Origin of the sequence: Lentzea albida (genome assembly GCF_900111005.1) — a bacterium.
Taxonomy (GTDB): Bacteria; Actinomycetota; Actinomycetes; order Mycobacteriales; family Pseudonocardiaceae; genus Lentzea; species Lentzea albida.
The window spans coordinates 103,367-126,021 of sequence record NZ_FOFV01000021.1 but is presented as its reverse complement, the minus strand read 5'-3'; the positions used below and the strand labels follow the sequence as shown (position 1 = coordinate 126,021).

The following is a 22,655-nucleotide window of genomic DNA, read 5'->3' as shown; positions in this document are numbered from 1 at the left end:
CGCCCGATCAGCAACGGATCAGCGCCGGATGAGGTTCGGGGTGCTGGGCCCCCTGACCGCCGGGTCGGCCCGGCTCGGCGGCCCGCGGCAACGCGCCGTGCTGGCCCGCCTGCTGGTCGCGCGCCGCCGGGTGGTGCCCGTGCGCACGCTCGTCGCCGACCTGTGGGAGGACCCGCCGGACGGCGCGCTCGGCACGGTGCAGACGTTCGTCGGGGCGTTGCGCAAGGCCCTCGAACCCGGCCGTCCACCCCGGACTCCGTCGACGCTGCTGGTCACCGAGGGCGCGGGCTACGCGTTGCTGGCGGAGGACGTGGACGCCTGGCGGTTCGAGGAGATGCTCGGCGGCGACCTGTCCGTGCTGGACAGCGCCTTGAGCCTGTGGCGGGGTCCCGCCTACGCCGAGTTCGCCGACGAGCACTGGGCGCGCGCGGAGATCGACCGGCTGGAGGAACTGCGGCTGGTGGCGGTCGAACGCCGTGCCGAGGCCGCGCTGGCCGTCGGACGGGCGGCCGGGGTCGTCGCCGACCTGCGAGCACACCTGGCCGACCACCCGTGGCGGGAGAAGGCGTGGAGCCTGCTCGCGCTCGCCCTGTACCGCGAAGGCCGTCAGGGAGACGCGCTGGAGGCGGTGCGTTCCGCCCGTCTCGCCCTCGTCGAGAACCTGGGCGTGGACCCCGGGCCCGAGCTCCGCGCGCTGGAGTCGGACATCCTCGCCCAGTCGCCCCGCCTGACGCCCGCACCCCGGTCTCCGCTGGTGGGACGGTCTTCGGAACTGGCGGCCCTGGAATCAGCGACACCTGCTGCCGGGCTCGGCATCGCGGTGGTGACCGGCGAGGCCGGTGTCGGCAAGACGGCGCTGGCCGAGGCGTTCAGCGCCGTGCTCGGCGCGAAGGGCTGGCGGACGGTGTGGGCGCGCTGCCCCGAGGACGCGCCGGTGGCGTGGCCGTGGCAGCAGGTCGTGGAGGCGCTGGGTTCGGCACTCCCGGTGGCCGACCGGTTCCACCTGCGCCGCGCCGTGGTGTCCACAGTGGAGTCCGCGGCGCCGGTCCTGGTGGTGCTGGACGACCTGCACCAGGCCGACGAGGAGACACTGGCGGTGCTGGCCGCCTTCACGACGGCCCGGTTGTCGGGCAGGGTGCTGATCGTGGTGACCTCGCGCACCGCAGTGCCGTTGGAAGCGCTGGCTCGTGCCGAACCGGTCAGGGTGGAGCTCCGCGGACTCGACGAGGAGGCGGTCGCCGCGCTGGTGGGATCGCTGGACGCGCGGGCGATCCACGAACGCAGCGGAGGCAATCCGTTCTACGTCAAGGAACTCGTGCGGCTGGTCGAGTCCGGCGGTGACCTCGGCGCGGTCCCGGCCGGTGTGCGGGACGTCCTGCGCCACCGGCTCTCGGGGTTGCCGGCCGAAGCGCGGACCGTGTTGCACCAGGCCTCCGTGCTCGGCCGGGACGTCGACGTCGATCTGCTGGCCGCACTGGCGGGTCACGACGTGCTCGACGCGCTGGACGCCGCGATCGCCGCGGGGTTCGTGGTGGAGGTGGCGCCCGGCCACGCCCGGTTCGCGCACGTGCTGGTGCGCGACACCCTGTACGAGGACGTGTCGCTGACCAGACGCGCCCGCTGGCACGCGGTGGTGGCGGAGGCGCTCGGCTCTGGTGACGTGCGGACGCTTGCGCACCACTACGCCCTCGCGGGGACTCGAAGTCCGGCTGCGGTGCACGCGCTGGCCGAGGCCGCGGAGGGGACGCGCTCGCCTCGTGAGGCGGTGCGGTGGTGGAGGGCGGCGATCGCGGCCGGGACGGAGCGTGCTGACCTGGTGATCGGGCTGGCCAGGGCGCTGGCGGTGAGCGGGGACCTGGAGGAGGCGCGGAGGCAGCGGTCGGTGGCGCTGCGGCTCGCCGGCGGTGCGCGGGAGGTGGCCGAGGCGATCGGGTCGTTCGACGTCCCCGGCATCTGGACCACCAACGACGACCCGGCCCACTCCGCCGAACTCGTCGCCGCCGCCGAACGCGTCCTGCCCGCGTTCCCCGGCCCGACCGCCACCCGTGCCCGCCTGCTCGCCACCATCGCGATGGAGGACCGCGGCACCGGCGCCCGCCTGCCCGAAGCGCGGGAGGCCGAGGCCATCGCGAACGACCTCGGCGAACCCGAACTGCGCGCGTTCGCGCTGAACGCCCGCTTCATGCACACCTTCCACCGCACGGGCCTCGCCCGCGAACGAGCCGAGATCGGGCGCGAACTCGTCGAGGTGGCAGACGGCCTGGTCACCCACGAGGTCCTGGGACACCTGATCCTCGTGCAGGCCTCGTCCGCGCTCGCCGACTTCGCCACCGCCGACCGGCACGCGGCCGCCGCCGACGAACTGGCCCACGAACACGACCTGCCGCTCGTCAGCGTCTTCACGGAGTGGTACACCGCGCTCAAACTCGCGGCGGCGGGCAGGAAGGCCGAAGCCGACCGCGCCTATCGGGCCGCGGCCGAGCGCGTCAGGGGAACCGGCATGTGGGGCATGGAACGCGGACTCCTGCCGCTCGCCCTGCTCAGCCTGCACGGGCCGTCCACAGTGGACCTGGACGACGACTGGGGCCCGCACCTCGACTGGGTCAGGCCGCTGGCCTTGCCGCCGGACGAAGCGCTCGCAGCCGCACGGGCACTTCCCGACGGACCGGCCGACCTCCTGACGGAGGTCCGCGCCTGCCTGCTGGCGATGGCGGCGATCAGGTTGAACGACTACGAACTGCGTGAGCGCGCACACAGACTTCTGTTGCCCGCCAAGGGAGAACTGGTGGCGGGCACCGGGCTGTTCACGTTCGGCCCGGTGGAGGAGTACCTACGCGGCTAGTGCCGGTCCGAGCAGCAGACCGCCGTCCAGCACGAACTCCGCCCCGGTCGCGAACGCCCCGTCGTCCGAGGCGAGGTGCAGGACGAGCGCGGTGACCTCCTGCGGCGTCCCGAGTCGCGGCACGGCGAACGGGGCGGGGGAGTAGAGGTCGCCGATGGCTGGCTGCCCGTCCGCCACGGGTTCGGTGATGAACGGCGTCGCCACCACACCGGGGTGCACCGAGTTCACCCGGATCCCGTCGCGGCCGAGTTCGAGCGCCGCCGTGCGGGTCAGTCCGCGCAACGCCCACTTGCTCGCCACGTAAGGCGCGTAGTAGGCCTGACCGACGTTGCCCATGGTCGAGGCGATGTTCACGATCGATCCTCCACCGGCCTGTCGCAACGACGCCGCGGCGTGCTTGATCCCCAGGAACTGCCCGGTCAGGTTCACCGCGAGCGTCCGCTCCCAGACCTGCAGCGCGGTGTCCTCGATCAGCGCGGCGGGGTGCTGGGCGCCCGCGTTGTTGACCAGCACCGAGATCGGCCCGGCGGCCTCCAGTGCGGCGGTCCAGTCCGCCTCGGACGTCACGTCGAGGCGCACGGCGACCGCCCGCGAGCCCAGTTCCGCGGCGAACGCCTCGCCTGCCGCCAGGTCCCGCGCGCCGATCACGACCCGCGCCCCTTCGGCGTGGAAGCCCCGCACGTGGCTCGCACCCATCCCGCTCGTCGCGCCGGTGACGAGCACCGTCCGTCCGTCGAAGCGTCCCATCGTCCATTCCTCCAGTGGTGAGTTGAGTGACTCACCTCGGAACGGTAGACATGACACCGATGGTGAGTCAAGTGACTCACCTCGTGGCATACTGGGGGCGTGCCGACCTACCACGAGCGTCTGGCGGAGCAGAAGCGGACGGCGATCGTCGACGCCGCGACGACGCTGTTCCTGGAGTCCGGCTACGACAAGACGTCACTCGCGCGCATCGCCGACGCGGCCGGGGTCTCGAAGGCGACGCTGTTCAAGCAGTTCCCGACGAAGGCCGAGCTGTTCGACGCGATCGTCACCGACTACTGGCGCACGGAGGAGGGCGCGCTCACGCCGCCGCCGGGCGACCCCGCGAAGGGGCTCAAAGTGCTCGGCGACCGGTACGTGGCGCTGCTGACGCGGCCGGGCATGGTCGCGCTGTTCCGCATCGTCATCGCTGAGGCGCCACGCTTCCCCGAGCTCGGCCAGACGCAGTTCAAGCTCGGCAAGCAGCCGTTCTTCGACTCCGTCCGCGACTACCTGGTGGCCGAGCGCGACGCCGGCACGCTGGTGGTCGACGACCCGGTCGGCACGGCGACGCAGTTCCTCGGCATGATCTCGAACTTCGCGTTCTGGCCGCGGATGCTGCTGGTGAACTGGGCGCCCACCGAGAAGGCCTTGGCCCACTCGGTGGACGAGGCGGTCCAGACGCTCCTGTGTCGTCACGCGGTCACAACGGCACCCGGCGCAGCGCGGGCTTGAGGACCTTCCCGGACCCCGTGCGCGGCAGTTCGGCGACCACCTCGACGTGCACGGGGATCTTGTACTTCGCCAGGCGCGGCACCAGGAACTCCCGCAACCCGGCGGCGTCCACGACGGCGCCGTCGCGCGGGCGCACGAACGCGCGTCCCACCTCGCCCCAGCGCTGGTCCGGCACCCCGACGACCGCCACCTCGGCGACGTCCGGGTGTGAGGTGATCGCGTTCTCGACCTCGGCCGGGTAGACGTTCTCGCCGCCGGAGATGTACATGTCCTTGAGGCGGTCGAGGACGTACAGGTGGCCGTCGTCGAGCCGGCCGAGGTCGCCGGTGCGGAACCAGCCGTCCTCGGTGAACGCCGCCGCGGTGGCGACCGGGTCGTTCCAGTAGCCCGGGGTCACGTTCGGGCCCTGCACCTCGACCTCACCGACGTCCGAGAGCCTCAGATCGCCGAAGAACACGCACGGACCGGCCGAACCCGCGCGCTGAACGCTGTCGGAAGCCTCCAGGAACGTGGCGCCCGGCGCGGTCTCGGTGAGGCCGTAGCCCTGGCAGAACACCAGGCCGCGGTCCTGGTAGGCGCGGATCACCGCGTCCGGCACCGCCGCCCCGCCGCACAGCAGCACCCGCAACGACGACAGGTCCGCCGTGTGCCACAACGACGACGACGCCAGGTCCGCGAACATGGTCGACACGCCGAACATCGACGTCACGCCGTGCTCTTCGATCAACGACACGCACGCCGTGACGTCCCAGCCCGAGGTGATGACGCAGTGCCCACCCTTCACGAAGGTGGGCAGCAACGTCTGGGCCAGCGCGGCGACGTGGAACAGCGGCGCGGTGACCAGCGCGACCTCGTCGGAGGCGAGGTCGACGCCGATCATCAGGTTGAAGGTGTTCCACAGCAGGTTGGCGTGGGTCAGCACCGCGCCCTTGGGCCTGCCGGTCGTGCCCGAGGTGTAGAGGATCAGCGCGGGTTCGCCGATGTCGACGGGCTCGTCGACCGGTTCGTCGGAGCCGCCCAGCAGCCAGTCCTCGTACTCCGCGAGCGACACGGCGCGCGGGTGCTCGGCGGCGTGGGAAGGCGCGTGCACGAGGACGTGCGCGCCGCAGTCGGCCAGCTGGTAGTTCACCTCCGCGGGCGTGAGGCGGAAGTTCAGCGGCACGAAGATCGCGCCCAGCTGGTGCGCGGCGAACATGGTCTCGGCGAACGACGGGTGGTTCGGGCCGAGGTACGCGACCCGGTCGCCGTGCCGCACGCCGAGCTCCCGCAACCGCCACGCGAGGCGGGTCGTGCGGACGGCCAGCTCGTCGTACGTCGTCGAGACCCCGTTGTAGGTGAACGCCTTACGCTTCGGCGCCATGCGTGCGCGGCGGTGCGGCCAGCTGCCCAGTCCCGAGTTCCGCATCCCTGTCTCCTGTCAGGCTGGTCCGGCTGGTCTCCCGGAGGACCACCGTGCACACGACGGTGAGCAGGCAGAAGGCCGCGAGGATGAACGGGATCGCGCCCGTGCCCGACGACTTCTGCACCTGCGCGAAGATCAGCGGCGCGAACCCGGCGCCGAGACCCGCGAGCTGGTAACCGAGCGAGGCGCCGGTGTAGCGGCTGCCGGTGGTGAACAGCTCGCTGTACAGCGCGGCGAGCGGCCCGTACATCATCGGGTGGATCACGGCCTGGCCGAGCACCAGTGCGATGACGACGTACCCGTTGTCCACCAGCGGGAACAGCGCGAAGCCGAACGCCGCCATGAGCACGGCGCCCGCGAGGACGACCGGCCTGCGCCCGAACCTGTCCGACGCCGCCGACCAGCCGATGATGCCGAGCACCGCGAGCGCCGAGGAGAGCGTCAGCGCGTTGAGGATCATCTGCCTGCTTTCCCCCGCCTGCACTCCGTACGCCAGCACGAACGTCGTCAGGGTCGACTGCGCGACGAACGCGGCGAGACCGACGCCGATGCCGAGCGCCAGCGTGCGCGGGTGGTTGCGCAGCACGTCGAGCAACGGCATGGAGCCCGGCCTGCGCCCGGCCCGGAAGACCGGGGTCTCCTCGACCTTCAACCGCACGAACAGACCGATGCCGAGCAGCACGACGCTGAGCAGGAACGGCACCCGCCAGCCCCACTCGAGGAACGCCTGCTCGCCGACGAGCGCGGCGGTTCCGGTCAGGGCGGCGGTCGAGAGCACCATGCCGCACGGCGCGCCGGCGTTGGTGAAGCTCGCCCACAGCCCGCGCCGCGAGGTGGCGTGCTCGGCCGACATCAGCACGGCTCCGCCCCACTCACCGCCGACGGAGATGCCCTGCAGCACCCGCAGCAGGATCAGGCCGGCGGGAGCGAGCCAGCCGACCTGGGCGTAGGTGGGCAGCAGGCCGATCAGGAAGCTCGCCACGCCCATCAGGCTCATGGTGAGCACGAGCATCTTCTTGCGTCCCAGCAGGTCCCCGTAGTGTCCGAACAGGACACCGCCGAGCGGGCGGGCGAGGTAGCCGGTGGCGAAGGTGCCGAAGCTCGCGATCGTGCCGACCAGCGGGTCCAGCGAGGAGAAGAAGACCTTGTTGAACACGATCGCGGACGCGGTGGCGTAGAGCAGGAAGTCGTAGTACTCGATCACACTGCCGAGGAAGCTGGACGTAACGGCACGGCGTAACTGCGTTGTTGGCGCCATGGCTTCACCTCATGTGTAGTGGCGGTAGACGGCACGTGCGACGCAAGCGGGCTTCGCGGAGCCCTCGATCTCGACCGTGAAGTCGACGGTGAGCTGCACGCCGTCGCCCGGCACGTCCTCGACGGACGCGACGGTTCCGCGGAGCCGGATCTTGGCGCCGACCGGCACGGGCGCGGGGAACCGCACCTTGTCCAGCCCGTAGTTGAGGCTCATCCGCACGCCGGAGACCTCCAGCAGTTCGGTCATCAGCGGGATGAGCAGCGCCAGCGTCAGGTAGCCGTGGGCGATCGTGCCGCCGAACGGCCCGGCGGCGGCGCGTTCCGGGTCGACGTGGATCCACTGGTGGTCGTCGGTGGCGGAGGCGAACGTGTCGACCCGGTCCTGGTCGACCTGGAGCCAGTCGGTGTGCCCGAGATCCCTGCCCGCCAGGGCCCTCAGCTCTGCGATTCCGTTCACGGTGGTGGTCACGCGTCCTCCTTCACGAGTCCGAGCAGACGGGCGGCGTTGTGCTTGAGGATCTTCGGGCGGACCTCGTCGGAGATGTCGAGCTTCGCGAAGTCCGCCAGCCAGCGGTCCGGGGTGATCACGGGGTGGTCCGAGCCGAACAGCACCTTGTCCTGCAACAGGGTGTTGGCGTAGCGGACGAGGTTCGGCGGGAAGTACTTCGGCGACCAGCCGGACAGGTCGATGTGCACGAACGGTTTGTGCGTCGCCACCGCGAGCGCCTCGTCCTGCCAGGGGAACGAGGGGTGGGCGAGCACGATCTTCAGGTGCGGGAAGTCGACGGCGACGTCGTCCACGAGCATGGGGTTGGAGTGCTTGAGCCGGATGCCGCCGCCTCCGGGGACGCCCGCGCCGATCCCGGTCTGTCCACTGTGGAAGAGGGCGGGGACGCCGAGCTCCTCGATCACCTCGTACAGCGGGTACGCCATCCGGTCGTTCGGCGAGAAGTCCTGCAGGCTCGGGTGGAACTTGAAGCCCCGCACGCCGTGCTCCTCGACGAGCTTCCGCGCCTCCCTCAGAGCCGCCCTGCCCTTCCAGGGGTCGACGCTCGCGAACGGGATCAGCACGTCGGCGTGCTCGGCGCAGGACGCGGCCACCTCCTCGTTGGAGATGCGCGGGTGACCGGTCGCGTGCTCGGCGTCGACCGTGAAGATCACCGCGGCCATCCTCCGCTCGCGGTAGAGCGCGGCGGTCTCGGCGATCGTCGGCTGCCGGTGGGCCGCCTTGAAGTACTTGGCCGACGCCTCGAGCAACGCGGGGCTCAGCGAACTGTGCCCGTCGCGCGAGATCTCGGCGTGGGTGTGGACGTCGATGGCCACGATCTCGTCGACGTTCACGGCGCCACCGGCTGCGGGATCCCGTAGGTCTCGGGCTCGAACTCGGCGAACCGCTCGGCGATCTGGCCGGCCTTCCAACCGCCATCCGAGAACTCGACCTGCTTCTCGGCGGGGTGCGACCAGAGCGCGAGCCGGTCGCCACCGATGCCGATCGCCTGCCCCGTCACGCCTTTCGCCGCGTCCGACGCCAGGTAGACGATCAGTTCGGCCACGTCCTCGACCGTGCCGAGGCCCTCGTCGTGCCGCACCCACGACGGCAGCGGCGCGCCGGTCCGTTCCGACTCCTCGATCAACGGCGCGAAGACGGGGATCGTCCGCGTCATCTCGGTGGCCGCGACCGGGACGACCGCGTTGACCGCGATGCCGGACCTGGCGAGCTCCAGCGCCCAGGTCCGCGCCATGGCCGCGATCCCGGCCTTGGCGGCGGAGTAGTTGGTCTGTCCGAAGTTGCCGCGCTGCCCGGCGGGGGACGAGACCAGCACGAGACTGCCACCGGTGCCCTGCTCGCGCAGCCGCACCGCCGCCGCGCGGGCGCAGGTGAACGTGCCGCGCAGGTGCACGTCGATCACGGCGTCGAAGTCGTCGTCGCTCATCTTCCACAGCACGCGGTCGCGCAGGATGCCCGCGTTGGTGACCAGCACGTCGAGCCGCCCGAACTCCTCGACGGCCGCGGAGACGAGCAGGTCGGCGGTCTCGGCGGACCCGACCGGCGCGATCACCGCCCGGCCGCCGATGCCCGCCGCGACCTCCTCGGCGGAGTCGTCCACGTCGTTGACGACGACCCGGGCCCCGTTGCGCGCCAGCGCTTCCGCGTACGCCCGTCCCAGTCCGCGGCCGGCGCCGGTGACGATCGCGACCTTTCCCGACAGCTCCATCAGGCGAGTCCTCTCGGTGGGGGCTCGCCACCAAAGTAGGGCACATTCATGACGCTCGTCTAGATGCTGCCCAACATGTATCGTGGTGCCGGTGACACCCCAGTCCTTGATGCTCAACTTCCTGGGCCTGTACGTGTTCGACCGCGGCATCGCGGTCTACTCGGGCAGCTTCATCGACGTGTTCGGGCGCGTGGACGTCTCGGAGGAGGCGGTGCGCTCGACGCTGACTCGCATGACCTCGCGCGGGCTGCTCACCAAGCACCGCAACGGCCGCAAGGTCTACTTCGGACTCACGCCGCGCGCGACGGACGTGCTGCGCGACGGTGAACGCCGGATCTGGCAGCGCGGCGCCGTGAACAGGGACTGGGACGGCACGTGGACCCTCGTCGGCTTCTCGCTGCCGGAGGGCCGCCGCGGCGAACGGCACGACCTGCGCTCGCAACTGCAGTGGGCGGGCTTCGGCCCGGTGCAGAACGGGCTCTGGATCGCGCCCGGCACCCGTGACGTCACCGAGGTGGTCGAGAGCCTCGGTCTCGCCGGCAACGTCACGGTGTTCACCGCGCAGCACGCGAAGCCGACGGAGGCGGCGGACCTGGCGCGGCGTGCGTTCGACACGGCGGCCATCGCCGCGCGCTACCAGGACTTCCTGGCGCGCTGGCGGGAGCCGGACGACGGGTTGCCCGACGACCTGGCCCGCCAGCTGGTGCTGCACGCCGACTGGCTCGACCTCGTGCGGCAGGACCCGCACCTTCCGGCCGAGTTGCTCGACCGCGACTGGCCCGCGATCGAGGCGGAGCAGGTGTTCCAGTCCCTCGCCACGCGCTACGTGAAGACGGCGGCCCCGCTCGCGGCCGCCGCCATCGAGTCCGTCGAGGTGGTCGGCACCTGAACGCCCATCAGCGCGGGCCGGTCACACCACGAGCGCGGAACCAGGTCAGGGCTTGGTCTGGTACTCGCGGGCGACGTCGACCACGAGCTGGTGCAGGGCGAGTTCGGCCGGTGCGCGGAGCCGGTCCTGGCGGTGTGCCAGCAGAACGCGGCGGGCCGGCACGTCCGTGCCGAGCGCGAGCACGCGGACGTCCGGGTGCGGGTTGCGCACCGCGGTCCTGGGCGCCAACGCGATTCCCACTCCGACGCTGACCATGGCCTGCGCCTCCTGGTAGTCGTTGGCCTCGAACGCGATCTTCGGGGTGAACCCGGCCGCGCGGCAGCTGCGTTCGAGGACCTCGGCCACCGGGTGCTCGTGGGCGCGGACGATCCAGTCCTCGTGGGCGAGGTCGGACATGGTGGTGAACCGCTTGCGGGCCAGGCGGTGGTCGGCGGCGACGATGAGCACGGTCGGGTCGTCCAGCAGCGGGGTGAGGGAGATGTCGGGCACGTCGACGCGGTTCCACGCGTAGTCCCACAGCAGGGCGATGCCGACGGTGCCGTCCTCCAGCAGCTCGACGAGTTCGTCGAAGCGGGTGCTGCGCACGTCCAGGCGGAGATCGGGGTGCTGGCGGCGGAACCGGCTGACGGCCTGGGGGAGCAGGGCGCTCGCGATGGTCGGGAACACGCCCATAGCGACGGTGCCGCGGCGCAGTCCCGCGAGTTCGGCGAGGTCGGCCTCGGCGGCGCTGAGCCTGCGCAGGACGTGGCGGGCGTGGCCTGCCAGCAGGGCGCCCGCCTCGGTGGGACGCACCCCTCTGGCCTGCCGGTGCAGAAGCGGCTGACCGGCCTCCACCTCGAGCCGGCGCAGCTGCTGGGAGACCGCCGACGGGGTGTACCCCAGCTGGTCCGCGGCGGCGGTCATGGAACCCGTGTCCACCACGGCCGCGAGCAGTGCCAGACGCCGGACGTCCAACATGGCCGCTCCTCTGCGAGAAAACTCAGGTTCGAAACTTCACTCATATGCACCTTCCGTGCAGCTTAGCTTCACGCTGAAGCGAGGCGTGCATCTGGGAAGTTCGCCGAGTCGACCTGTGCAGGCGCTTGTTTCGGGGCATCTGAGCGTGAAGCAAAGCTTCACGGGTGTCGAGTTTTCCGTGATTGTGTTCAAGGTCCGTGCGAGTCACCGTTGCCGTCGTCCCCTGGTTGTTACGGCGGTGTTGCACCGTCGCGAAGGAGTGGCTGTGCGAGAGATACCGGCGACCTGGATGCGCGGTGGTACCAGCAAGTGCTGGGTGTTCGAGCGCGAGGTGCTCGCGGTGCCCGGTCGCGACCTCGACGAGGTGCTGCTGCGGTTGTACGGAAGCCCTGACCCGCGCCAGGTCGACGGTGTCGGCGGGGCGACGTCCACGACCAGCAAGGCCGTCGTGCTCGCCAGGAGCGATCGGCCGGGCATCGACGTCGAGTACACGTTCGCCCAGATCGGGATCGCCGACGGGCGGGTGGACTGGACGAGCAACTGCGGCAACTGCTCGGCGGTCGTCGGGCCCTACGCGCTGCGGCGCGGCTGGGTGGTGCCCACCGGCGAGGTGACCACGGTGCGGATCAACAACACCAATACCGGCCAGCTGATCGTCGTGGACGTGCCGACGCCCTCGGGCCGGGTGACCGAGGAGGGCGGAGACCGCATTCCCGGGGTGGTCCAGCCCGGCCTCGGGGTGCGGCTGTGGTTCGTCGACCCGGCCGGCCGCACGACCGGGGCGTTGCTGCCCACGGGCAACGCGGTCGACGTGGTGGACGGGGTGCGCGTCACGCTGCTCGACGCCGGAGCGCCCGTGGTCCTCGTCCCCGCGGACGAGGTCGGGGTGGACGGCGAGGCGTCCCCGGCCGACCTGGACGCCCAGGAGGACCTGCTGGCCCGGTTGGACCGCATTCGGCGCGGCGCCGCGGTCCGCATGGGTCTCGCCGGCGATCCCGCCGGGGCCGCCCGCGCCACCCCCAAGCTCGCCCTGGTCAGCCCAGGCCGTCCGGACCGTTCCGACGTGACCGTGCGGATGCTGTCCATGGGACGGACGCACCCCGCACTGGCCATCACCGGCAGCGTCGCACTCACCGCCGCCGCGCACACGCCGGGTACCGTCCTGTCCGACTTCACCGCCGGTGAGCTGGAGGTGCTGCGCCTGGACACCCCGGCAGGAGTCGTGACCACGCGTGCCGGCACCCGCGACGGACTGCTCGCGATCGGGGTCACCCGAACCACCCGCCGCATCGGCGACGCGACCCTCGTGCTCCCCGACGACGCGCCGCTGGAGCCCTCTCTCCCGACACTGGCCGCCGCGGCCTCCTGACCCGTACCGTCCCGCCCGGACGGCAGCGTCGGGGCGGGCGCACGACCGAAGAGGACAATGATGTCATCACAGATGATCGCGATCCTGGTTCTCGGCGGCATGTTCGTGGTCGCCACGGTGCTGCCCATCAACATCGGGATCCTCGCGCTGGTCGCGTCGTTCCTGGTCGGCACGTTCGTGTTCGGTCTCGACGAGAAGGAGATCTTCGAGGGCTTCCCGGTCTCGCTGTTCATCACCGTCGTCGGGGTGACCTACCTGTTCTCCGTCGCCAAGCTGAACGGCACGATCGACCTGCTGGTGCAGGGTGGGATCCGGCTGGTGCGAGGCCGCGCGATCCTGGTGCCGTGGGTCCTGTTCGTCGTCGCCGCCACGCTGACCGCGCTGGGCACCTTCACCCCGGCGGCCGTCGCACTGCTGGTGCCGGTCGGGATGAGCTTCGCCTTCGCCTACCGCATCAGCCCGCTGATGATCGGCATGATGGTGATCTGCGGCGCCCACGCCGGGGCGTTCTCCCCGATGGCCGTGTCCGGGGCGCTCGTCTACGGCATCGTCGTCAAGTCCGGTCTGACGATCTCCCACGCCACGTTGTTCTTCGCGAGCCTCGGCTTCAACCTGTTGCTGGCCGCCGGCACCTACGCGTTGCTGCGCCGGCGCGGCGAGGAGAGCTTCGTCGAGCACCCGGACGACGCCGCGACCGGTGGTGCCGCGGGGAGCGCGGGTGGCGCACCTGAGCCGAGTGGCGGCGGAGTGGCCACCGCGGTCAAGCCGCAGGCGGTCGCGGTGGCCTGGCGCCAGCGCGCCACGCTGGCGGCGCTGGTCGTGCTCGTGGTCGGGGCGCTCGCCTTCCACCTGCAGATCGGGTTCCTGGCGCTGGCCGCGGGTGCCGTGCTCGCCCTGTTCGACCGGGAGAACCTCGGCAGGGCCGTCGAGGGCATCAGCTGGCCGACGATCCTCCTGGTCGCGGGAATGGTCACCTACGTGGGGGTGCTGGAGCACTCGGGCACCATCGACTGGGTCGCCCACGGCGCGGTCGGGCTGGGCGCGCCGTTGCTCGTGGCGCTGGTGCTGTGCGTCATCGTCGGCGTCACCTCGGCCTTCGCCTCCTCGACGGCGATCCTCACCGCGACCATCCCGATGGCGATCCCGTTGCTGCTCACGGACTCCCTGCCCGCTGTGGGGGTCATCGCCGCCATGGCCATCTCCACGACGATCGTGGACGTCTCACCGTTCTCCACCAACGGTGCACTGGTCCTCGCCAACGCCCGCGGTGTCGACCGGACCCGCTTCTACCGGCAGGTGATCTCCTACACCTGCGTCATCGTCGCGCTCGGACCGATCGCCGCCTGGGCGGTTCTCGTGCTGCCCGGCTCGTTCTGATCGTGGTGGCGGGACGACGGCGTTTGCCCCGTCCTCGCACGGGTAGGCCGTCCGGTTGAAGGCGCAGGAACCGGAGGAGGAGCCGTGGTGCGAGTCGGTGAGCCGACGTTCGGCGTCTTCGACGTGTTCCCCGGCGACACCGGTCGGAGACGGGACCCGGGGGTGCGCGGGAGAGGGGGAGTCCGGCCCGCGCCCGGTGACGAAGACGTCCAGTCCGCCCGCTGAGAGGAAGTCGCCGATGCCGTCCCTGCGCACCCGTCACCGCCTGCGAGGCGAGCTCTGGATCGTTCCCCTGCTCTGCGTGCTCGCCGCGATCGCGCTGTCCGTCGTCACGGTTGCGATCGACCGGGCGTTCGGCGACCGCATGATCCCGACCAGCATCACCGGCAAGCCGGACGCGGTGTCCACGATCCTCAGCACGATCGCGTCGGCCATGGTCACCCTGTTCCTCTACATGCACCACTCCGGGAACTCGCTGCGCGCCGCCGGCCTGATCGACCTGGTCGGCGACCACCTCCACGAACAGATCGACCGGCTCTACACGTCCGACGACTCGACGCCGGCCGCGCGTGACGTGGTCGTCTGCCCCGAATCCGGGATCGTGGACGACCTCGACCGCCCCGCCCTGGTCGCCGCCGCCCACGACGCCGGCTGCGTGCTCGAACTGGTTCCCATGATGGGTGACTTCGTGCCCGCGGGCGCGCCGCTGTTCCGGATCCGCGGCGACGCCGCCCGCCTGGACCACGGGCAGCTGGCCGGGCTCGTCGTCCTCGCCGCCGAACGCACCCACGGCGACGACCCGGCCTACGGCTTCCGCAAGCTCGTCGACATCGCCGAACGCGGCATCGCCCAGCCCTTCACCGACCCCACCACGACCGTCATGGTCATCGACCGCCTGCACGACGCCCTCCGCCAGCTCGCCACCCGGAGCTTCCCGACCGGCCGGCACGACGACGCCCACGGCGACGTCCGCCTCACCGAGCGCGTTCTCGGATGGGACGGCTACGTGCGACTCGCCTTCGACGAGCTCCGGCTGGCCGGAGTCGCCTCACCGCAGGTCCCGCGCCGGATCTTCGCCGCGCTGCACGACCTCAAGGCGGTCGCGCCACCGCAACGGCATCCCGCGCTCGACCGGCAACTGGCCCTCCTCACCTCCGCGGTCGAACACCACTACGACGACGGACCCGATCGGCGAGCCGCACTCGTGCCCGACCAGCAGGGTGTCGGATCCGGGGCCGACCTCAGCGGCCCGCCGCAGCCGGCCGGGCGTTCGGCGACTCCCGCACCGAACGGGAGAACCGGTTCGCGAGGGTGATCCGCCTGCAGATCTCTTCGCGGTCGTGCGAGGTGACCGGGACCCCGGCGGAGGGCGGTCCCGGCCCCCGCGGTCGTCATGCCACGGCCGTCCCTTCCAACTCCACCAACAGGTCCGCGAGCGCCAGCCTGTCGACCCCGAGCATCGTCGTCGGCGGGGCGACCCGCGCGGCGCCCAGCCGTGCCGCCAGCACGCCGTAGTGCTGGAAGAGCAGGTCGACGTCAGTGGTGTAGACGTTGAGCCGCACGAGGTTCGCCAGCGTCATCCCGGCCTTCGCCAGCACGGCCTCCAGGTTGTCGAGGCTCAGCGCGACCTGCGCCGCCATGTCGCCGGGGTGCTCGGGCTTGCCGTCGGCGTTCGTCGAGGTCTGCCCGGCGAGGTACAGCGTCCGGGTCTGCCCGGTCACGACCTCGCCCTGGTGGTAGCCCAGCTCTGCCGACCACGCCCACGGGTTGACGGGCGTTCGTTCCAGTGCCACTGCAGCTCCAATCTCGAGGTTGTCGCTGGTGAGCCTGCCAACGAATACGCGACATCCTCTGTCGTGTATTCCCGTAGGGTTTCCGCATGCGTGCCGACCGGTTGGTCTCGCTGGTCCTGTTGCTGCGGCGGCACGGGCGGCTGTCCGCCACCTCGCTCGCCCGCGAGCTCGAGGTGTCCACCCGGACGGTGCTGCGCGACGTCGAGGCGTTGTCCGCGGCCGGGGTCCCGGTCTACGCCGAACGCGGCCGGCACGGCGGTTTCGCGCTGCTGCCCGGTTTCCGGACCGAGCTGACCGGCCTGAACCACGACGAGGCGCTCGCCCTGCTGGTCGCCGGCTCGCGCCGCGGGGCGCAGGTGTTCGGTCTCGGTTCGGCGCTCGCCTCGGCGATGCTGAAGGTGGTCGACGCGCTGCCCGAGGGCTACCGGCAGACCGCGGCCGGTGCGGCGGAGCGCCTGCTCGTCGACCCGGAGATCGATCTGCTCGCCCGCCGTTCCGCCGAGGAGGAACTGCCGGACGCGGTCGTGGCGCAGGTGCGGCGCGCGGTGTTCGCGGGACGTCGGCTGCGCATCCGCTACGAGGCCTCGGGCAGCGCGGCGCGGTGGCGCACGGTCGACCCGATCGGCCTGGTCACCGCGCGGGGGCAGGGGTACCTGCTGGCGCGCAGGGCGGGGGAGGACCGGACCTACCGGCTGTCGCGGGTCCTGGCCGCCGAGGAACTGGACGAACCGGCGGAGCGTCCGGACCGGGTCGACCTCGACCGGCTCTGGCAGGAACGCAGCACGCGGTTCCGGACCGGCGGTGACCAGGTGGCGGTGGTGTTGCGGGTGGATCCGGCACGGCGCGAGGAACTGGTGAGGACCGCGTTGGCCGTGCTCGTGGAGGGACCCGACGGCGACCGGCTGCGGATGGAGGTCACGTTCCAGGACGCCCGGCACGCGGAGTGGGCGTTGTGGCAGCTGTCGACGGGGGCGGAAGCGCTGGAGCCGCAGTGGTTGCGCGACAGGGTGCGGGACCGGGCGGTGGCGGTGGCCGGCCGGTACGGGGAGGGATCGCAGTGACAGGAACCGAACACGACTTCCGCCGGTACCTCAACGCACGGGTGCTGTCGGTGACAGGTGCCGTGGTGTCGGCGGTGGCGCTGCCCGTCCTCGTCTACCAGCTGACGGGCTCGGTGGGCTGGACGTCGGCCGTCACGGCCGCGGAAGCGTTGCCGTACCTCGTGTTCGGGCTGCTTGCCGGTGCTCTCGCGGATCGGCTGGACCGCCGGCTGATGATGGTCGCGATGGACGTCACCGTCGCCGTGGTGTTGTTCAGCGTGCCGGTGGCCTGGTTGCTCGGCGGACTGACGGCGCCGCACGTCGTGGTGGTGGCGTTCGCGACGCAGACCGCGTTCGTGTTCTTCGACGCCGCGAACTTCGGCGCGCTGCCCACGTTGGTGGGCAAGGAGAAGCTGCCCGCCGCCTACTCGACCCTGTACGGGCGCACGACCGTCGTGGAACTCGTCGTGCCCGGCCTGACGGGTCTGCTCGTGGCGGTCGTCGCGCCGGCGGCACTGCTGGCGGTGAACGCGTTGACGGCGGTCGGGTCCGCGTTGTTGTTGCGCGCCATCACCAGCGTGCTGAGCACTCCGCGGCCGGTGCGCGGGGCGGGTGAGCTCACCGAGGACGTGAAGGAGGGGCTGCGGTTCCTCTGGCGCGAGCCGGTCATCCGGGTCCTCACCCTCGTCGGCGCCACGCACTCGGTGGCGAGCGGCGCGTGGATGGCGGTGCTCGTGCCGTTCGCCGACAAGGTGCTCGGGGTGGCGCCGAAGGGCGATCCGCGGCTCGCCGTGCTGTTCAGCTGCTGGGGCGTGGGCGCGGTCGTCGCCTCGCGGTTGTTCCCGAAGGTGACCCGGCGCTGGGGCAACGCGAAGGTGTCGCTCGCGACGCTGCCGCTGTCCCTGCTCTGCGGCTGCCTGGTGCTCGTCAGCGGGCACTGGACCGTCCTGTGCGTCACGGCCACGCTGTGGGGCGTCACCGGCGCCCTCGTCGTGATCAACGGGATCACCTACCGGCAGCAGGTCTGCCCGGAGGAGTTGCAGTCGCGGGTCAACACCACGGCGCGGATGGTCGCATGGGGTCTCGGCCAGCCCCTGGGGGCGGGGCTGGCCGGTGTCCTGTCGGTCGCCGCCGGTGATCCGCGGGCGGGACTCGCCGGCGGGCTCGCGGTGCTGTTCGCGGGAGTCACGACGGCCTGGGTGTCCCCCGTGCTGCGGCGTCAGAAGTACCGCAGCCAGACGTAGACCCACGCCATCGCGGTGCTGACCAGCGTCACGACGATGCCGTACCGGGTGAACTGCCAGAAGCTGATCCGGTGCCCGGCGCGGGCGGCGATGCCGAGCGCGACGACGTTGGCGCTCGCGGCGACCGCCGTGCCGTTGCCGCCGAAGTCCGCGCCGAGGGCGAACGCCCACCACAGCGACTGACCCGTCGCGGCGTCGGGGATCTCCGCGACCATGCCCTCGACCACCGGGGTCATCGTGGCGACGTACGGGATGTTGTCGAAGAACGCTCCGAGCACGCTCGAACCGAAGAGCAACGCGGTGGCGGCGGCGAAGTAGTTGTCGCCGAACGCCGAGACCGCCCACGTGCCCACGGTCTCGATCACTCCTGTGTGGACGAGACCGGCGACCATCACGAACAGGCCCATGAAGAACGTCAGCGTCGGCCACTCGACCTCGGCGAGCACGTCGTTCACGTCCGCCCGCGTCACGAGCAGCATCACGCCCGCGCCGACGAGGGCGACGATCGCGGGATCGACGTGCACCACCGCGTGCAGGCCGAACCCGATCACCACGCCGGTGAACACGATCAGGCACCGGCGCAGCATCGCCGGATCGGTGATCGCCCGCCGTTCCTGCAACGCCATCACGGCTTCGACGTTCTCGGCGTTGTACTGGAACGACCTGCGGAACAGGACTTTCGTGAGCAGCACGAACACCACGAACACGACGGCGACGATCGGCGCCATGTGCACCAGGAAGTCCATGAACGTCAGCCCGGCCCGGCTGCCGATGATGATGTTCGGCGGATCACCGATCAACGTCGCGGCGCCACCGATGTTGGACGCCAGCACCTCCGCGATCAGGTACGGCTGGGCGGCGATCTTCAGGCGGTTGCAGACCACGATGGTGACCGGCGCGACCAGCATGATCGTGGTGACGTTGTCCAGGAACGGCGACGCGATCGCGGTGATGATCATCAGCATGACCATCAACCGGTACGGGCGGCCGCGGGCCTTCTTGGCGGCCCAGATGGCCAGGTAGTCGAACACGCCGGTCTGCTTGACGATGCCGACGATGATCATCATGCCGAACAGCAGGAAGATGACGTTCCAGTCGATGCCCGCGTGTTCGGAGAAGAACACCTCCGAGCCCGGGACCAGCCCGAACACGGCCATCAGCCCGGCGGCGACGAGGACGACCTTGACCTTGTTCGCCTTCTCGGTGGCGATGAAGAAGAACGCGACGAGGAAGATCGTCAGGGCGAGTGCGGCGCTCACGGATCTCCCAACCCGATGGCTGTCACCGCCGGCGCGAGTTCAGCACGCCGGCGGTGACGGGGGACAGATGGTCCGGTGAACTCAGTCCTCGCCGGTGTAGACGGCGAGCGAGGTGATGAGGCGGTCGAGGGTGATCGCCCCGACGAGCACTCCCGCCTCGTCGACGACGGCGACGAGCGGGCTGTGCTGGCGTGCCATCAGCGCCGCGACCTCCAGCAGGGTCGCGTCGGCGCGGACGGTCGCGGGTTTGGCGCGCTGGTGCGGCGCCACGTCGCCGACGGTGCGGTCGCTCAGCTCCACCCAGAACAGGTCGGCGGAACCCTCGTCCAGGACGCGGGCGAGCGCCGGGTCCTCCTGGTAGGACTGGGGAACCGCGAGCCGCAGCACCTGGGTGCCGGGCAGCACCGTCCACGGCCGGGCGCGGTCGTCGACCACGATGAGCCCCGGCAGCCTGTTGACCGCCATCACCCGCACCGCCTTGGTGATCGGGTCGTCGACCGTCACGGTCGGGACGTTGATGGCGATGTCGCGTGCCTGCATGGCATCAGCCCGTTCGGTGCGTCCGGCCAGTCGTCCCGCTGTGGACATGTCGCCTCCCGTCTCCAGCCAGGTCGTGGTTCCCAGTCTGGGCGGGACGGCCGTCCGGAACTATCGGGTGCAACACCCATTTCGGACTTCGTGGACATGTAGTCAGGGCTTGCGGTGCAGGCCGATCAGACCGGCCAGGATGAGCCCGGCGGCGATCAGAAGTGCGTGCGGCGTGGCGATTCCAGCGATCAGCAGGGCCAGTGCGACCCCGAGCAGGACCCAGGGCAGCTGCCGTCGAGTGCGGGTGGTGTGGCCGGTGTGGACCATGGCGCCTCCCAGCGGCGGTCGGAGGGGTTGTGCCGTCCACGATGCCCGTCGCACGCTGTGCGGACGATCCGTCCGGGCACTCAACCTCCCGCCGTGGGCAGGGGTGGCGCGGGGCGGATTTGGGTGTTGCCACGGATTTACCGCGCGGCCGTGACACGCCAGCCTCGCAGGCGTGCTGGGCAGTGATCACAGAGCGGCGGAGCGGGCGCCGGGCCGGACCTATCGCGCGGAACTGCAGGGCCTGCGTGCGGTGGCCGCACTGCTCGTGGTCGTCTACCACGTGTGGCTGGGCCGCGTCTCCGGCGGTGTCGACGTCTTCTTCCTCATCTCCGGTTTCCTGGTGACGGGTCAGCTCGTGCGCGCCGCCGGACGCGGGCGGATCGACCTGCGCGCGACGTGGAGCAGGACGGCCAGGAGGCTGTTGCCCGCGGCGGTCGTCGTGCTCGGCACGACACTCGTGGCCGGTGCGCTGCTGCTGCCGGAGAACCGCTGGTCGCAGACCGTGCGCGAGGTGATCGCCTCCGCGTTGTTCGTCGAGAACTGGCAGCTGGCGTCGGATTCGACGGACTACTACGCGCAGCACGAGCACGCGAGCGTGGTCCAGCACTTCTGGTCGCTGTCGATCCAGGGGCAGTTCTACCTGCTGTGGCCCTTGCTCGTGCTGGTGGTCACGCTGCTGCGGGGCTCGCTTTCACGCGTTCTGCTCGCGGTTTTCGCTGTGTCGCTCGGTTTCTCCGTGTGGCTCACGGCCCTCGACCAGCCGCTGGCCTACTTCCACACGGCGACCCGGATCTGGGAGTTCGCCTTCGGTGGGCTCCTGGCGCTGGTGGTGTCGCGGATCGACCTGTCGCGTCCACTGAGGACGGTGCTGGGCTGGGCCGGGCTGCTGGGCTTGCTGGTCTGCGGACTGGTCCTGGACGTCGGCGCGGCCTTCCCCGGCTACCTGGCGCTGTGGCCGACGGCGTGCGCCGCCGCGGTGATCGTCGCCGGGGCCACCGGCAGCCGGTTCGGCGCGGACCGCTTCCTGTCCGCCGAACCGTTGCGGTACCTGGGGAACCTGAGCTACTCCCTCTACCTCTGGCACTGGCCGGTGCTGGTGGGGTGGCTCGTGATCAAGGGTCGCGGCGAGGTCGGCATGCTCGGCGGACTCGCCGTCATCGGCGCGTCGCTGCTGCTCGCGGCGGCCACGCACCACCTCGTCGAGGAACCCGTGCGCAAGTCGCGCTGGAGGGCCCGCACACTCGTCCCGCTGCTGCTCGTCCCGCTGCTCGCGGCGACCGCGTTCCTGCACCCGGCCGGCCCACGCGAGGTGGCCGCGCAGGTCGCCGCCACGGACTTCGCGGCGATCGACGGCCAGCACTGCGAGAGGTCACCGCGCAACCAGGACCTGGAGATCTGCCACGGCCCCGCCGGCGGCACCCCGGCCAAACGCGTCGTCCTCGTCGGCGACTCGCACGTCCAGCAGTACATCGCCGCGCTGGAGCCGATCGCGCAACGCCGGAACTGGCAGCTGGTCGCGATGCTCAAGGGCGCCTGCCCGTACTCCACGCGGTCGGAGAAGAACCCCGGCGACCAGTCGTGCGTGCGGTGGAACGAGGACGCCACCACCGAGATCCTCGACCTGCGCCCCGACTTCGTGTTCACCCTCGCCACGCGCAACGTCCAGGTAGGACTGACCGAGGTGACGCCGCCGGGCTTCGTCGAGCGCTGGCGCCAGCTCGACGACGCGGGAATCCCGGTCGTGGCGGTGCGGGACAACCCCCGCTACAGCTTCTCGGTGCTCGACTGCGTGCAGGTGCACGGCCCCGCGGCCCGGTGCGGCGCACCGCGGTCCGAACTGCTCTCGCCGGTGCCTCCCTACGCCCACCTCGACGTGCCGGGCAACGTGTCGTTCCTCGACTTCAGCGACGAGCTCTGCACCGAGGACCAGTGCCCGCCGGTGAAGGGCGACCTGCTGGTCAACTTCGACGACAACCACGTGAGCGCGACGTTCATGCGCTCGTTGTCGGAGGTGGTCGAGCAGGCGCTCGACGCCGTCACCGAGGCCCCGATCGAGTGAACCGACCGACTCAGTTCCCGAGCAGCTTCGCGACGCCGAACTCGAACCGTTCGTCGAAGGACTCCTCGGCGAGGAACGGCAGCGCGCGGCGCAGTGCCGGCCGTTCTCCCACGTCGAGCGTGGACGACCCGTTCGGCAGCGCCTGCTCCTCCTGCGCCAGGCCGAGAACGAAGTAGATGACGCCCCAACACGTCCACGCCGCGTCCTTGGCGGAGAGCCCGCCTTCGAGCAGTGAGGCGACAAGCGCCTCGGCGGTGTCCAAAGTGGCCGGTTCGGCGGCGTAGGTGCCCGCCACGAGCGCGGCGCCGTCGCGGTGGGCCAGCAACGCCCGCCGGTAGCGGCGGACGACCTCCGCCGCCCGCTCGCGCCAGTGCTCCGGCAGGCCGTCGAGGGACACGCCGGCCACGATCGCGTCGGCCATCAGCTCTTCGAGCCGCGCCTTCGTCTTCACGTGCCAGAGCACGGTGTTCATCCGCACGCCGAGCCTCTCCGCGATGGCCCGCATCGACACGGCCTCGGCGCCGCGCTCGTCGAGGATCTCCAGGGCGGTCCGCACCACGTCCGCTTGACTCTTGGTCACTGACCTAGTCTACTCGACGAAGTCGTATTGGTCAGTG

General features: G+C 71.1%; 22 protein-coding genes. 10 read left to right on the top strand and 12 right to left on the bottom strand.

Annotated features, from left to right (window positions below):
• Positions 1 to 28 precede the first annotated feature (28 nt).
• Positions 29 to 2,842: an ATP-binding protein gene (locus tag BMY74_RS37480; protein WP_089924779.1), complete on the top strand. Its 2,814-nt coding sequence runs from the start codon at positions 29 to 31 to the stop codon at positions 2,840 to 2,842.
• Here BMY74_RS37480 and BMY74_RS37475 read toward each other — a convergent pair.
• On the bottom strand, positions 2,831 to 3,589 hold the full coding sequence (locus tag BMY74_RS37475) for an SDR family NAD(P)-dependent oxidoreductase (RefSeq protein ID WP_089924776.1): 759 nt from the start codon (positions 3,587 to 3,589) through the stop codon (positions 2,831 to 2,833). The two genes, BMY74_RS37480 and BMY74_RS37475, sit on opposite strands and share 12 nt — an antisense overlap.
• A gap of 99 nt (positions 3,590 to 3,688) precedes the next feature.
• Between BMY74_RS37475 and BMY74_RS37470 the strand changes: the two genes are divergently transcribed.
• The gene (locus tag BMY74_RS37470) at positions 3,689 to 4,321 is read left to right on the top strand and encodes a TetR/AcrR family transcriptional regulator (RefSeq protein ID WP_089924773.1); all 633 of its coding nucleotides are present in this window, start codon (positions 3,689 to 3,691) and stop codon (positions 4,319 to 4,321) included.
• Here the strand turns inward: BMY74_RS37470 and BMY74_RS37465 are convergent.
• The 5 genes from BMY74_RS37465 to BMY74_RS37445 are packed head-to-tail and all read right to left on the bottom strand — an operon-like array spanning position 4,290 to position 9,196.
• On the bottom strand, positions 4,290 to 5,726 hold the full coding sequence (locus BMY74_RS37465; protein WP_089924770.1) for an acyl-CoA synthetase: 1,437 nt from the start codon (positions 5,724 to 5,726) through the stop codon (positions 4,290 to 4,292). The two genes, BMY74_RS37470 and BMY74_RS37465, sit on opposite strands and share 32 nt — an antisense overlap.
• On the bottom strand, positions 5,665 to 6,981 hold the full coding sequence (locus tag BMY74_RS37460; RefSeq protein ID WP_089924768.1) for an MFS transporter: 1,317 nt from the start codon (positions 6,979 to 6,981) through the stop codon (positions 5,665 to 5,667). Before BMY74_RS37460 ends, BMY74_RS37465 begins: the two co-directional genes overlap by 62 nt.
• A 9-nt stretch (positions 6,982 to 6,990) precedes the next feature.
• Positions 6,991 to 7,449: a MaoC family dehydratase gene (locus tag BMY74_RS37455; RefSeq protein WP_089924765.1), complete on the bottom strand. Its 459-nt coding sequence runs from the start codon at positions 7,447 to 7,449 to the stop codon at positions 6,991 to 6,993.
• Complete coding sequence (locus tag BMY74_RS37450; protein ID WP_089924761.1) at positions 7,446 to 8,321, bottom strand: amidohydrolase family protein; 876 nt, start codon at positions 8,319 to 8,321, stop codon at positions 7,446 to 7,448. Before BMY74_RS37450 ends, BMY74_RS37455 begins: the two co-directional genes overlap by 4 nt.
• On the bottom strand, positions 8,318 to 9,196 hold the full coding sequence (locus BMY74_RS37445; RefSeq protein WP_089924757.1) for an SDR family NAD(P)-dependent oxidoreductase: 879 nt from the start codon (positions 9,194 to 9,196) through the stop codon (positions 8,318 to 8,320). The genes BMY74_RS37450 and BMY74_RS37445 overlap by 4 nt, the downstream gene beginning before the upstream one ends.
• A 91-nt stretch (positions 9,197 to 9,287) precedes the next feature.
• Between BMY74_RS37445 and BMY74_RS37440 the strand changes: the two genes are divergently transcribed.
• Positions 9,288 to 10,085, top strand: a complete 798-nt coding sequence (locus BMY74_RS37440) for a PaaX family transcriptional regulator (RefSeq protein WP_245786584.1) — start codon at positions 9,288 to 9,290, stop codon at positions 10,083 to 10,085.
• Between the two features lie 45 nt (positions 10,086 to 10,130).
• Here the strand turns inward: BMY74_RS37440 and BMY74_RS37435 are convergent, their stop codons facing one another.
• Positions 10,131 to 11,042: a LysR family transcriptional regulator gene (locus tag BMY74_RS37435; protein ID WP_089924754.1), complete on the bottom strand. Its 912-nt coding sequence runs from the start codon at positions 11,040 to 11,042 to the stop codon at positions 10,131 to 10,133.
• A gap of 265 nt (positions 11,043 to 11,307) precedes the next feature.
• Between BMY74_RS37435 and BMY74_RS37430 the strand changes: the two genes are divergently transcribed.
• The 4 genes from BMY74_RS37430 (at position 11,308) to BMY74_RS37420 (ending at position 15,103) form a co-directional block, all read left to right on the top strand.
• Positions 11,308 to 12,411 (top strand): PrpF domain-containing protein, encoded by a 1,104-nt coding sequence (locus BMY74_RS37430; protein ID WP_218159873.1) that lies wholly within the window; start codon positions 11,308 to 11,310, stop codon positions 12,409 to 12,411.
• Positions 12,412 to 12,483: 72 nt separating this feature from the next.
• On the top strand, positions 12,484 to 13,788 hold the full coding sequence (locus tag BMY74_RS37425) for an SLC13 family permease (protein WP_089924747.1): 1,305 nt from the start codon (positions 12,484 to 12,486) through the stop codon (positions 13,786 to 13,788).
• An 84-nt stretch (positions 13,789 to 13,872) separates the two neighbouring features.
• The gene (locus BMY74_RS45450) at positions 13,873 to 14,013 is read left to right on the top strand and encodes a hypothetical protein (protein WP_177230113.1); all 141 of its coding nucleotides are present in this window, start codon (positions 13,873 to 13,875) and stop codon (positions 14,011 to 14,013) included.
• Between the two features lie 13 nt (positions 14,014 to 14,026).
• Positions 14,027 to 15,103: a DUF2254 family protein gene (locus BMY74_RS37420; protein WP_089924744.1), complete on the top strand. Its 1,077-nt coding sequence runs from the start codon at positions 14,027 to 14,029 to the stop codon at positions 15,101 to 15,103.
• 76 nt (positions 15,104 to 15,179) lie between these two features.
• Here the strand turns inward: BMY74_RS37420 and BMY74_RS37415 are convergent, their stop codons facing one another.
• Positions 15,180 to 15,575 carry a RidA family protein gene (locus BMY74_RS37415; protein WP_089924949.1) on the bottom strand — a complete coding sequence of 132 codons (396 nt, stop codon included), beginning with the start codon at positions 15,573 to 15,575 and terminating at the stop codon, positions 15,180 to 15,182.
• A gap of 92 nt (positions 15,576 to 15,667) precedes the next feature.
• On the opposite strand from BMY74_RS37415, the gene BMY74_RS37410 reads away from it, so the two are divergent.
• Entirely contained in the window at positions 15,668 to 16,642 is a 975-nt protein-coding gene (locus tag BMY74_RS37410; RefSeq protein WP_089924742.1) for a helix-turn-helix transcriptional regulator, read from the top strand.
• Entirely contained in the window at positions 16,639 to 17,865 is a 1,227-nt protein-coding gene (locus tag BMY74_RS37405; protein WP_245786583.1) for an MFS transporter, read from the top strand. The genes BMY74_RS37410 and BMY74_RS37405 overlap by 4 nt, the downstream gene beginning before the upstream one ends.
• Here the strand turns inward: BMY74_RS37405 and BMY74_RS37400 are convergent.
• The 3 genes from BMY74_RS37400 to BMY74_RS45445 form a co-directional block, all read right to left on the bottom strand.
• Entirely contained in the window at positions 17,841 to 19,124 is a 1,284-nt protein-coding gene (locus tag BMY74_RS37400) for an ArsB/NhaD family transporter (protein ID WP_089924740.1), read from the bottom strand. The two genes, BMY74_RS37405 and BMY74_RS37400, sit on opposite strands and share 25 nt — an antisense overlap.
• Positions 19,125 to 19,205: 81 nt before the next feature.
• Positions 19,206 to 19,712 carry a CBS domain-containing protein gene (locus tag BMY74_RS37395; RefSeq protein ID WP_218159871.1) on the bottom strand — a complete coding sequence of 169 codons (507 nt, stop codon included), beginning with the start codon at positions 19,710 to 19,712 and terminating at the stop codon, positions 19,206 to 19,208.
• Positions 19,713 to 19,814: 102 nt separating this feature from the next.
• The gene (locus tag BMY74_RS45445; RefSeq protein ID WP_177230112.1) at positions 19,815 to 19,979 is read right to left on the bottom strand and encodes a hypothetical protein; all 165 of its coding nucleotides are present in this window, start codon (positions 19,977 to 19,979) and stop codon (positions 19,815 to 19,817) included.
• 172 nt (positions 19,980 to 20,151) lie between these two features.
• Here BMY74_RS45445 and BMY74_RS37390 point away from each other — a divergent pair, with 172 nt between their 5' ends.
• Complete coding sequence (locus BMY74_RS37390) at positions 20,152 to 22,038, top strand: acyltransferase family protein (protein ID WP_245786582.1); 1,887 nt, start codon at positions 20,152 to 20,154, stop codon at positions 22,036 to 22,038.
• Between the two features lie 10 nt (positions 22,039 to 22,048).
• Here BMY74_RS37390 and BMY74_RS37385 read toward each other — a convergent pair whose 3' ends face one another.
• Complete coding sequence (locus BMY74_RS37385) at positions 22,049 to 22,618, bottom strand: TetR/AcrR family transcriptional regulator C-terminal domain-containing protein (RefSeq protein WP_245786581.1); 570 nt, start codon at positions 22,616 to 22,618, stop codon at positions 22,049 to 22,051.
• Between the last annotated feature and the right edge of the window lie 37 nt (positions 22,619 to 22,655).

What these genes read in the sequence shown, in the direction of transcription:
- BMY74_RS37460 (WP_089924768.1), bottom strand. Translation starts at nt 6,981, where the DNA reads ATGGCGCCAACAACGCAGTTACGCCGTGCCGTTACGTCCAGCTTCCTC.
- BMY74_RS37410 (WP_089924742.1), top strand. Translation starts at nt 15,668, where the DNA reads ATGCGTGCCGACCGGTTGGTCTCGCTGGTCCTGTTGCTGCGGCGGCAC.
- BMY74_RS45445 (WP_177230112.1), bottom strand. Translation starts at nt 19,979, where the DNA reads ATGGTCCACACCGGCCACACCACCCGCACTCGACGGCAGCTGCCCTGG.
- BMY74_RS37475 (WP_089924776.1), bottom strand. Translation starts at nt 3,589, where the DNA reads ATGGGACGCTTCGACGGACGGACGGTGCTCGTCACCGGCGCGACGAGC.
- BMY74_RS37445 (WP_089924757.1), bottom strand. Translation starts at nt 9,196, where the DNA reads ATGGAGCTGTCGGGAAAGGTCGCGATCGTCACCGGCGCCGGCCGCGGA.
- BMY74_RS37420 (WP_089924744.1), top strand. Translation starts at nt 14,027, where the DNA reads ATGCCGTCCCTGCGCACCCGTCACCGCCTGCGAGGCGAGCTCTGGATC.
- BMY74_RS37395 (WP_218159871.1), bottom strand. Translation starts at nt 19,712, where the DNA reads ATGTCCACAGCGGGACGACTGGCCGGACGCACCGAACGGGCTGATGCC.
- BMY74_RS37425 (WP_089924747.1), top strand. Translation starts at nt 12,484, where the DNA reads ATGATCGCGATCCTGGTTCTCGGCGGCATGTTCGTGGTCGCCACGGTG.
- BMY74_RS37435 (WP_089924754.1), bottom strand. Translation starts at nt 11,042, where the DNA reads ATGTTGGACGTCCGGCGTCTGGCACTGCTCGCGGCCGTGGTGGACACG.
- BMY74_RS37465 (WP_089924770.1), bottom strand. Translation starts at nt 5,726, where the DNA reads ATGCGGAACTCGGGACTGGGCAGCTGGCCGCACCGCCGCGCACGCATG.
- BMY74_RS37480 (WP_089924779.1), top strand. Translation starts at nt 29, where the DNA reads ATGAGGTTCGGGGTGCTGGGCCCCCTGACCGCCGGGTCGGCCCGGCTC.